General features: G+C 61.8%; 10 protein-coding genes. 4 read left to right on the forward strand and 6 right to left on the reverse strand.

Annotated elements, in window-relative coordinates; genetic code table 11:
- Window positions 1-8: 8 nt before the first annotated feature.
- Genes AB5Z09_RS02350 through AB5Z09_RS02365 form a run of 4 tightly spaced genes read right to left on the reverse strand, consistent with a single transcriptional unit; the run spans window position 9 to window position 3,730 of the window.
- Window positions 9-878 carry an SDR family oxidoreductase gene (locus tag AB5Z09_RS02350; RefSeq protein ID WP_323936630.1) on the reverse strand — a complete coding sequence of 290 codons (870 nt, stop codon included), beginning with the start codon at window positions 876-878 and terminating at the stop codon, window positions 9-11.
- A 34-nt stretch (window positions 879-912) separates the two neighbouring features.
- The gene (locus tag AB5Z09_RS02355) at window positions 913-1,566 is read right to left on the reverse strand and encodes a TenA family transcriptional regulator (RefSeq protein ID WP_042082679.1); all 654 of its coding nucleotides are present in this window, start codon (window positions 1,564-1,566) and stop codon (window positions 913-915) included.
- Window positions 1,563-3,059, reverse strand: coding sequence for an AMP-dependent synthetase/ligase (locus AB5Z09_RS02360; RefSeq protein ID WP_368194542.1), 1,497 nt, complete (start codon window positions 3,057-3,059; stop codon window positions 1,563-1,565). Before AB5Z09_RS02360 ends, AB5Z09_RS02355 begins: the two co-directional genes overlap by 4 nt.
- A complete protein-coding gene (locus AB5Z09_RS02365; RefSeq protein WP_368194543.1) occupies window positions 3,056-3,730 on the reverse strand; it encodes a thermostable hemolysin in 675 nt (224 codons plus the stop codon). Before AB5Z09_RS02365 ends, AB5Z09_RS02360 begins: the two co-directional genes overlap by 4 nt.
- A 144-nt stretch (window positions 3,731-3,874) precedes the next feature.
- On the opposite strand from AB5Z09_RS02365, the gene AB5Z09_RS02370 reads away from it, so the two are divergent.
- Window positions 3,875-4,522 carry a class I SAM-dependent methyltransferase gene (locus AB5Z09_RS02370; RefSeq protein ID WP_362786615.1) on the forward strand — a complete coding sequence of 216 codons (648 nt, stop codon included), beginning with the start codon at window positions 3,875-3,877 and terminating at the stop codon, window positions 4,520-4,522.
- 41 nt (window positions 4,523-4,563) lie between these two features.
- On the opposite strand, the gene AB5Z09_RS02375 is transcribed toward AB5Z09_RS02370, so the two are convergent.
- Window positions 4,564-5,952, reverse strand: a complete 1,389-nt coding sequence (locus AB5Z09_RS02375) for an NAD(P)/FAD-dependent oxidoreductase (RefSeq protein ID WP_368194544.1) — start codon at window positions 5,950-5,952, stop codon at window positions 4,564-4,566.
- Between the two features lie 28 nt (window positions 5,953-5,980).
- Window positions 5,981-6,904 carry an ABC transporter six-transmembrane domain-containing protein gene (locus tag AB5Z09_RS02380; protein WP_368194545.1) on the reverse strand — a complete coding sequence of 308 codons (924 nt, stop codon included), beginning with the start codon at window positions 6,902-6,904 and terminating at the stop codon, window positions 5,981-5,983.
- Window positions 6,905-7,011: 107 nt separating this feature from the next.
- On the opposite strand from AB5Z09_RS02380, the gene AB5Z09_RS02385 reads away from it, so the two are divergent.
- From AB5Z09_RS02385 to AB5Z09_RS02395, 3 genes are all read left to right on the forward strand, one after another.
- A complete protein-coding gene (locus AB5Z09_RS02385) occupies window positions 7,012-7,605 on the forward strand; it encodes a TetR/AcrR family transcriptional regulator (RefSeq protein ID WP_151286109.1) in 594 nt (197 codons plus the stop codon).
- 107 nt (window positions 7,606-7,712) lie between these two features.
- Complete coding sequence (locus AB5Z09_RS02390) at window positions 7,713-8,939, forward strand: winged helix-turn-helix domain-containing protein (protein ID WP_362786621.1); 1,227 nt, start codon at window positions 7,713-7,715, stop codon at window positions 8,937-8,939.
- 91 nt (window positions 8,940-9,030) lie between these two features.
- Window positions 9,031-9,780 carry a hypothetical protein gene (locus AB5Z09_RS02395; protein WP_330125265.1) on the forward strand — a complete coding sequence of 250 codons (750 nt, stop codon included), beginning with the start codon at window positions 9,031-9,033 and terminating at the stop codon, window positions 9,778-9,780.
- Window positions 9,781-9,806: the final 26 nt, after the last annotated feature.

Raw genomic sequence — 9,806 nt, forward strand, 5'->3', positions numbered from 1 at the left:
AGTTCATATTAATGCTCCTTCTTGGTCGGGATCGGGCGGGACAAGTCTGGTTGTGGCGCACTGTTGGCGCCGGCATCAGCCGTCCCTGGCTGAAGATGACGGGCATAACGTTTGATGATCGGCAGCTGTCTGGCCAGCGCCTTGTCGACAATGCCGGGCAGCAGGGCGTTGAGCCGCACGAACAGTTTTTCCGGCCAGCCGAGCCAGCTGCGGCGGGTTTCGTTGCACAGGGCTATGACCGCCTCTTCGGCCACCTCCTGCGGGCTGTCGGTCTGGGTGCCGAGCGCTGCATTCATCTCGTAAGCGGCCTCGGAATTGAGTTTGGTGCGGGTGGCGCGGGGGGCAAAGTGCAGCACCTTGATGCCGCTCCCCTCCAGCTCCCGTCCCAGCGCTTCGCTAAAGCCGCGCAGGGCAAATTTGCTGGCGCAGTAGACGCTGTAACCGGGGTAGCCGATGCTGCCCAGGCTCGAGCCCATGTTCATGATGATCCCCGGCTTGCGCATGGTTGGCAGCAGGGCGCGGGTGAGCTGGATGGGCGCCTCGATATTGAGCAGCAGCTGGCGCTCCACCTGCTCGAAGCTCTGATCTTCCAGCCAGGCAAACTGGTTGCAGCCAGCGTTGTTGATCAGGATGTCGATCCCCTGCTCCAGCGCCGGGTGTTGCAACAGCTTGGCCCGCTCCTGCGCAGAGCCGAGGTCGGCGAGCACCACCTGATGGCGCTCGGGATGAGGCAGTGACTTGCACAGCCGCTCCAGTGCCTGGCCGCGACGCCCGTGCAGCAGCAGGTGTGCCCCCTGGGCGGCCAGCTCCTGCGCCAGCTCTTCACCTATGCCACCGCTGGCGCCGGTGAGCAGCACGAGTTTCCCTTCAAGGTTCATGGTATGGATTCCCTTTTTGCTGTCTGCTGCCGACTTACGGCGTGGCGGTGAGGTTGTAGAGCATCTCGCCGTAGAGGCGATAGACCACCTTGGTGGAGTGGATGATGGCGGCCTGATCTGCCGGGCTCTCGACCTTATCCATCAAGGATTCAAAAAACTTGAGGTGCTCCTGATCCAGGGCGCCATGGGAGCTGAGGTAGCTCATCGCCTGCGGTGGCAGGCCGAGGCCCTTTTTCAGCTGGTCGGCGACGGTGAGGGCGATGGCGACGCTGGTGCCTTCCAGTACCTGCACCATGCCGAAGAAGCCCATGGGGTTGCCGCGCTGGATCTGGTCGTAGAGGAAGGCGACCATCAGCTCGATGGGCAGCCCGGGCTGGCCGTGGCGCACCGCCTCGGCATCACCGCCACAGGCGCGGATATCGCTTAAGATCCACTCCTGATGGCCATACTCCTCGTCGATGTACTCGGCAATGGCGCCGCGCACCCACTCGTACTCCTGACCCAGCTTGCCGCCGGTTGCCATCAGGAGCGGAACTGTGTGGCGCACGTGGTAGTAAGCCTGCGCCAGAAAGGCGAGATAGGTGTCACGGCTGATATCGCCACGGCGACAGGCTTCGATAATGGGGGCGTTGAACAGATGCTCACGCTCCTGAGCAGTGGCTTGTTGCAGAGTCTGGTAGAAGCTCATGACGATTCTCCTATAAGGCATTGGCTGATTTGCCGGGAAAAGTGTTGGTAAATCTCGTTGCGACGGGGGCGCCCGTTGGCGGTCAGCAGGCCGGGATGCTGGTCGAGTGCCACCGGCAACCAGTGGTGCAGCCGGGCATAATCGGGCAGCCGCTGGTTCAGACCGGCGATCTGGCGGGGCAGATCCGCCTCTTTGCCCGGCAGGGGCTGGATCAGCGCCACGTTGGCAGGCTGACCATCGCCAAAAACCACGATGCGGGCGATGGCGGGGCAGAGCTGGGCCTCGGCTTCCACCCACTCCGGTGAGAAGTTGCGGCCAAAGGCGGTGATCTGGACATTCTTCTTGCGCCCGGTGATATGGAGGTAGCCCTCATCATCAAGATGACCGAGATCGCCTGTGGCGATCTGCATGGCAGAAGGTTCGCCAGTGGCAATCTGTTCGGGAGTTGGTTCGTTGCTGCCGAGATAACCCAGCATGGCACTGCCGCTCACCATAATTTCGCCGTCGCTGGCGATGGTGACCTGACAGTGGGGTAGGGGGCGGCCGACGCTGCCGGGCTTGTCAGCATCCGGGCTGTTGAGCGCCACCACGGAGCCACACTCCGAGAGGCCATAACCTTCGTATACCGGCAGTCCGAGCTGGCGGGCATGTTTGATCAGGTCGGGGGCTACCTTGCCGCCACCGACGGCAATAAAGCGCAGGCTCTTGAGCTGCTGGGCCAGCGTCGGGGTGCTGGTGCAGAGCGCCAGCAGCAGGCGCAGCAGTTCGGGCACCAGCACCAGACTGTGGGTCGACCAACGCAGCAGGGCCTCCCCCAGCATGGCTGGATTGAGCAAACTGGAGCCGGTGAAGCCGAGCTCCCCGAGAGATGGAATGCGGCTGCAGGCACCGGTCAGCAGCGGCACATAGAGGCCGGTGAGGTTCTCAAGCAGGGTCGCCAGCGGCAGCAGGGTCAGGTGTTTTTCCACCTTGGCTGGTGCGACCCGCTCGGCCAGTGCATGGCTCACCGCCATCATCTGGCTCAGTGACAGGCAGACGCCCTTGGGCTGGCCCGTAGTGCCGGAGGTGTAGGTGATCTTGGCGGTGCCCTTGGGCAGTGCCGATCGATTGGCCGGGGTATGGCGCCATAATGGCAGCTCGCCGGTGATCAGCGAGATCGGTTCGGCGGCATGCCATCCCTGATGATGTGGGCCCACCAGCGCATCGGCGCCGCTGCTCTCCAGCAACCAAGCCTGCTGGGCCTGACTGAAGAAGTGGGGCACCGGAATGACCACGATACCGGCGCGGGTGCAGGCGAGATCCAGCAGCGCCCAGGGCAGGCCGTTGTCCAGTTGCAGCGCCAGACGGCTGATGTTGAGCTGTTGCAGCTGGCTGGCCAGACGCTGGATCTGTTGCCACAGGGTCTGGTAATCGAGACGCTGCTGGCTGCTCAGCAGCGCAGGGGATTGCGGATTCTCGCGGGCATGTTTGGCGATGGCGTCGAACAGGCTCATTGGGCGCACCTTTTTTGATGGGGCTGGTTATCACTGCTCTTGTCGGCATCGTTAAACAGGGTCGGCATGGGGGCCAGCAGATTGAGCAGCAGGCTGCGCTGGGCCAGCACCTCACGCCCCTGATTGATGTCGCCCACCATCACCTTGGGTTGGCAACGGTAGTACTCACCCCAGGCGTCGGCGTCGGCCCCCACCTGATGAGCCTGGGCGGGGGCCAGCTCCACCGGATTGAGTTGCAGGCGGGCAAAGCTGTTGCGCAGCTTGGCCGTGCCGGTAAAGACCACGTAGTCGAGGGCGTTTTCACACAGCAGACGACACAGGGCCGCGAACATCAGGCGGGCATTGCCTGGTTCGCTGCAGGCCAGATTGCCCACTTCGATAATCCGATTGCGTGCCGGGTAGACCCCGAGGCGGGTGTTGATGGCGGCCTCGATGGGTTGCTCCAGATACTGTTCCAGATAGAGAGGCCCCTCACTGGCATGATTGAGACCACAGGCACCGACCAGCGTCCCGTCCGCCCGATATAGCCCCAGCAGACAGGGGAGAAAATGGGGGATGCGGGCGTTGAACTCGAGGGTGTAGGCGGCCTGGATATAGGTTTGCAGCGCCATGACCTGCTGCGGGGACTTGGCTAGCAGCAATCGGTAGGGGGCCTGGATCTCGGTGGTCATGGGTGACTCCTTCTCTTGCGATGGTTTGAGAGTAAAAGGGCAAACTTAAGAAACCCTTAAGGAGCAAAAAAAGTTGTCAGCGAGGCAGCGGGCAGGCAATCTGCGCCGCTGTTATCCCACAGGAAGCCCCCAAGAGGAACCGCCATGTCATCCACCGTCAGCTGCCCCCTGTGTGCCAGCCATCGCAGTTATCCCCTGTCGGTGGCGGGCAAGCGCTATCATCGCTGCCTCGCGTGCGAGCTGGTCTGGCTGGATGAGGCGGATCATCTGGATGAGGCGGTGGAGAAGGCGGTCTATGACGGTCACGACAATCGGGTGGATGATCCCCGTTATCGCACTTTTTTGATGCGGGCATTTGGCGAGGTACTGAGTCGGGTGCCAACTCCTGCCTGCGGCCTCGATTTTGGCTGCGGTCCCGGCCCTGCGCTGGTGGCGATGGGGCGCGAGGCGGGTTACCAGATGGCGGGGTATGACAAGTTCTACGCCGATTTTCCCGAGTTGCTGACGCGTCAGTATGACTTCATCACCAGTACCGAGGTGATCGAGCATATCGCCGAGCCGCGCACGGTGCTGGCGCAGTTGTGGGATTGCCTCAAGCCCGGCGGCCTACTGGTGTTACAGACCCAGCGGGTGCTCAGTGACGAGCGCTTTAAAAACTGGCGCTATCGCCACGACCCGACCCACATAGTCTTCTTTGCCGAGGCATCGTTTCGGGTGGTGGCCGCCAGCTGGCAGGCCGAGCTCAGCTTCCCCCACGCCGATGTGGCGGTATTGCAAAAAAGCACGCCCTGAGGCGTGCCTTCGTCTGTTACTCGTCGGATTCTTGCTCGGCGCTACTCCTTGTAGCTCTTGTCCTGCCACTGGTAGTACATCAGGGTAGATTTGACGCCGATTGACTTGAACGGCTCTGGCGGCAGCCACATCGGCAGGGTCTGCTCCGCGTGGTTGAACCAGGGATGCTCCTTGCCTTGATAGAGGCTGGCCACGATGTCGCCAAACAGGAAGGAGAGGTTGATGCCGTGGCCGTTGTAGCCGAGGGCGTAGTAGATGTTCTTGTGATCCCCCATTACCCCCACCGCTTCAGTGCTGTCGCCGGTCATGCCGAGTACCCCGTCCCACACCTGTTCAAATTTGATCCCCTTGAGGGCCGGATAGAGGGTCACCAGCTCGGTCATCATCATCTCGCTGACCCGGTTAAGATCGCCTTTGTAGTTGAGGCCGTCGTTGAAGACGTACTCGGCATTGCCGCCACCGATGACGATACGGTTATCCGGGGTCAATACCAGATGGAACAGGATGTTGCGGGTGTCGTAGTAGGGCACCCGACTCTGCCACTGGATGGCGGCCAGCTGCTTTTTGGTGAGCGGCTCGGTAACTGCGCTCTGGGCGTGTACCGGAAAGACCCGGCCGCTGAAGTAGCCAAGTTTTGAGGTATAGCCGTTGGTCGCCAGCACTATGCTGTCGGCGATCACCTTGTACTTGTCGGCCACATTGAGCTCGATCTGCTTGCCCTCCTTGATCCCCATTACCGGGCTCTGCTCATAGATGGTGACGCCCGCCTGCTCCACCGCTTTGCGCAGGGCATTGACCAGTTTCATGGCGTGAACCTGACCACCATTGGGGTCGTAGACCGCCCCCACATAGCGGTCGGTGCCCAGTTTTTCCTCTGTGGTATCGGCGTTCCAGTACTGGAGCGGGATGCCGAGGCGATTGGCGGTTTTCACATAGTCGCGGTACTCGGCGATATCCTCCTCATCGAGGATCGCCTCCACATAGCCATCGAGCTTGAGATCGGCCTCGACGCCGGTTGAGGCGACCAGCGCCTGCAGCTTGCGCATGCTGGCGACGGTGAGATCGTAGTGGCGCTTGCTCGCTTCCCCCTCTTCGTAGAGATCCATCACCTCTGAGCCCGGCAACACCATGCCGCCGTTACGGCCCGAGGCACCACTGCCCACCTGCTTGGCCTCGAAGATGGCGATCTTGAGCGACGGGTTGGCCTTGGCCAGATGCCAGGCGCTGGAGAGGCCGCTGTAGCCGCCGCCTATGATGGCGATATCCACCTTCATGTCTTGTGCCAGCGGGGCGCTCTCCTCTGCCGGTTTCTCCTTGAACCAGTAGCTGGTGTTGGGCTCAAAGTCGCTCATCTTGGGGCCGCAGGCGGCGAGGAAAAAACAGCTGATGCACATGGTCAACGCTCGTTGGCAAAGGGTGGTCGGATTCATTTTCTACTCCGGTTACAGATACAAAATGTCAAATCATTTCATCGGGTTGGGCGGTATTGACCCGGCGGCCTATGTCTCGCAGCCGGGCCAGCTGATCGGCAAGGCCGGGCCCCTCATCCAGGCTGGTGACAAAGTTCCAGAGGTAGGTCATCACAGCATAGACATGGCCTGCCGAGACCTGGGGCTTGGCCATCAGCATGGTGATGGCCAGCAGGAACAGCAGGGAGGCGCTGATACCGACCGCCAAAAAAGCGAGTGCCTCCCGATCCGAAATCCGGATACGGAGCCAGGCCAGCGCGCGGTAGTGGCGGGCGAGGCTGGCTGAGTGGGCATGGGTGACCAGCTTGACCTCGTGTTCCAGCCGATCGTTGAGCCGCTCGTGCAGCAGCTGGTTCTTGCGCGAAAAGCCGGGCAGCAGCAGGCCGAACAGCAGCAATACCCCCATGCAGGCGATGCCGACCCAGAACTCGATCACCATCAGCATCACGGCCGCCCCGACGATGGAGATCAGGCTGGTGGCCAGGATCGGGATATGTTTCTCGAAGAAGTCGACAAACTCCCGCGCCAGGGTGACCCGCGCCACTATGGTGGATTGCCCCTCCCGCTGCTGGCGCTGGGTCAGGATCACCGGCACCGCCAGTGCCGCATAGATATGGGTAAAGGTGCGGGTATCTACCGCCCGGCGCAGGGCGCCGATCAGCCAGAACAGCAGCACGATGAGGGCGTAGCTTGAAGCCTGCAGCCACTGGCCCTTGACGATGGCGTCGATGGCAAAGCCGGCGAACAGGGGATAGACCACCAGCAGGATGTTTTCGAGGGCCACCAGCGAGAAGGTGCCCGCCAGCTTGAGGGGATTGGCCCGTGCAATCGCCCCCAACGAACGACCGGCCGAGTGTGGCAACGGCGTGGCCTGCTCGTCGCAACTGGCTGCCGAAGTGGTTGGTGTTGTCATGGGTTATCTCCTAAGATGTCGGAAACGCTAAGTTTGAGCGAGTGCTCAAAGTTTGTTTGAGCGACCGCTCAAAGTCAAGCAGATCGATTGATATCGCAGGAGGTCAGATGGCACGCCCATCAGCAGAACAGCGCAAAGAGATGATCATCGAGGCCGTATTGGCCCTGTTTCGAGAGAAGGGGATGGCTGCATCGTCAACCCGTGATATTGCCGAGCGCACCGGTCTGGCGCGCAGCCACGTCTACCACTACTTCAAGGATTGGAAGGAGCTCTGCCTCTGCGCCGTGGAGCGTTTCACCAGTCAGGAGATAGCCGAGCAGCGGGAGTGGCTGTTGCCGCTGCCGGCCCGCGAAGCGTTGCCGCTCTTTGTGCGGGACAACCTGCCGACCAGTCAGGATGCCTCCTGGGCCATCTATCTGGATGCCTGGAACGAGTCACTGCGCGACCCTGTGTTTGCCGAGAGCTACCGCAAAATCATTCTGGCGTGGCGCGAGGTGCTGGAGCAGATCCTGCAAAAGGGGATCGACAGCGGCGAGTTTGTGGCGGGCGATGCCCGGCGACTGGCGCGCCAGATCACCTCGCTCATCAACGGCTATGCCGATGACCTCATTCTGGAGCCGACCCCCGAGACGGTAGAGGCCACTTATCAAGAGATCATGCTGGTGGTGAATCAGCTGGTCTTGCCCCCGGCCCATTCATAGCGGCGCTGGCACACAAGGGAGGGGAGGCATGCCAGCGTGGTGCCTCCCCCGGTTTTGTTGGCTATCCGCCGGGTGCGCGATGGTCAGATACCAGGGAGCGGTTGTTGATGTCGATTACCCATTTGTCACTGCAAGATGCCCGTCATCTGCAACTGGCGGCGCAGGGGCTGCTTGCCCCCCGTCGCAGCAAGGCGACCCCGGCTGATCTGCTGGCCACCATTCGCCGCATGGCGCTGCTGCAGATCGATACCATCTCGGTGGTGGCGCGCAGCCCCTATCTGGTGCTGTTCAGCCGCCTTGGCCAGTATGAACCGCGTTGGCTGGAGCAACTGCTGGCCGACGGCGAGATCTTCGAATATTGGGCCCACGAGGCCTGTTTTGTGCCCCGCGAGGATTACCGGCTGTTGCGCCACCGGATGCTCGATCCCGCCGCCATGGGCTGGAAGTTTTCGGCCAACTGGCTTGCCACCCATCAGCAGGAGATTGGCCAGCTTATCGAGCGCATTCGCCAGCACGGCCCGGTGCGGGTGGCTGACTTTGAACGCACAACCGGCAAGGGGAACGGCTGGTGGGACTGGAAACCGGAGAAGCGTCATCTGGAGGTATTGTTTACCACCGGTCAGCTGATGGTGCGGGAGCGACGCAACTTTCAGCGGGTCTATGACCTGGCCGAGCGGGTCATCCCCGATTGGAGCGACCAGCGGGATCTGCCGAGCGTCGAGCAGGCGCAGCGGGATATGGTGCGCGCCAGCTGCCGGGCGCTGGGGCTGGTCAAAACCGGTTGGGTTGCGGACTACTACCGGCTGCGGCGCGGCAAATACGATGACCTGCTCCATCAGCTGGCGGACGAAGGGGAACTGTTGCCGGTACGAGTGGAGGGGTGGCAGCACGGCGCTTTTGTGCACGCCTCCCTGGCCGATGAGCTGGCAAGGGCACAGGCGGGCACCCTCAAGGCAACCCATACCACGGCCTTGTCGCCGTTTGACCCGCTGGTGTGGGATCGCAAACGGGCCAGTGAACTGTTCAACTTTGACTATCGCATCGAGTGCTATACCCCGGCCCCCAAGCGTCAGTACGGCTACTTCGTGTTGCCCTTGCTCCATCGTGGCAAGCTGGTGGGCAGGATGGATGCCAAGGCCCATCGCCAGCAGGGGATCTTCGAGGTCAAGAGCCTCTATCTGGAGGCCGGGGTGAGAGTGACCCGCACGCTTGCACAGGATCTGGCGAAAGCCCTGCAAAAGCTGGCTGACTGGCATCAGACGCCGCAGCTCCGTTATGGTGCCATTCCGGCCAATTTGCTGACGTTGTGGCATGAAAGCGCCCCTGCAAAGTGAGCACTATCCCTTCTGGGCTAAGCTGCAAGAGGGATAAACAGTTCGGGAGCGGGAGATGAAACGAGTGGCAACATGGTGGGCGGGATTGGCGATGGCCATCTTGTCCCCCGCGCTATGGGGGCAAGAGCCGCCAGTGAAGATCTGTCTGGGGGAGGGCAACGAGTGGGCCCCCTTTACCTACTGGGAGCGCAAGGACGGTGTGCCCGATACCAGCCGCCTGACAGGTTCGGCGACGACGCTGGTGCTCGATGCCCTGCAACAGAGCGGGCTCTCGCACCAGATCCGCTATCTGCCCTGGGCGCGGGTGCAGCAGGAGCTGGCGGATTATCGCCAGAATGGTCTGTGCGAGCTGACCTGGGATGCCAGCTACAAGCCGGAGCGGGCCGAGTTTGCCTTCTACAGCGTTCCCCTCTATTACACCCACCTCGGTTTCTTCTATCTCAAGCGCCGCTACCCTGAACCGCCGGATCTGCAGACGGTCAATCGCTCCCGGGTGTGCGGGGTGATAGGCTACAACTACACCCCCTACGGGCTTGCGCAGGAGCCACGCCGGGTCAAACAGTTGCAGCAGGCGCTCGATATGCTGGAGCGGGATCGCTGCGACTTTCTGCCGAGCGAAATCGAACCTCTGGTGGCAGGCATCAGCCTTGGCATCTACCGCAGCGAGAGCGGGTTGCTCAATCTCGCCCTGCCCAGCCGCAAGGGATTCTATCTGCTGGTGAGCAAGGGCTCTCCCCGCGGTCACGAGCTGGTGAACATCCTCAATCAGTCGCTGGTGGCATTTCAGGAAGGGGGGCATACGGATGAGGTGATGCGCCGCTTCTTGCCAACGATGGAGTAATAGCGAAGGGTTGCTGTCATTCTGGG

Origin of the sequence: Aeromonas sp. R2-2 (genome assembly GCF_040908355.1) — a bacterium.
GTDB lineage: Bacteria > Pseudomonadota > Gammaproteobacteria > Enterobacterales > Aeromonadaceae > Aeromonas > Aeromonas veronii.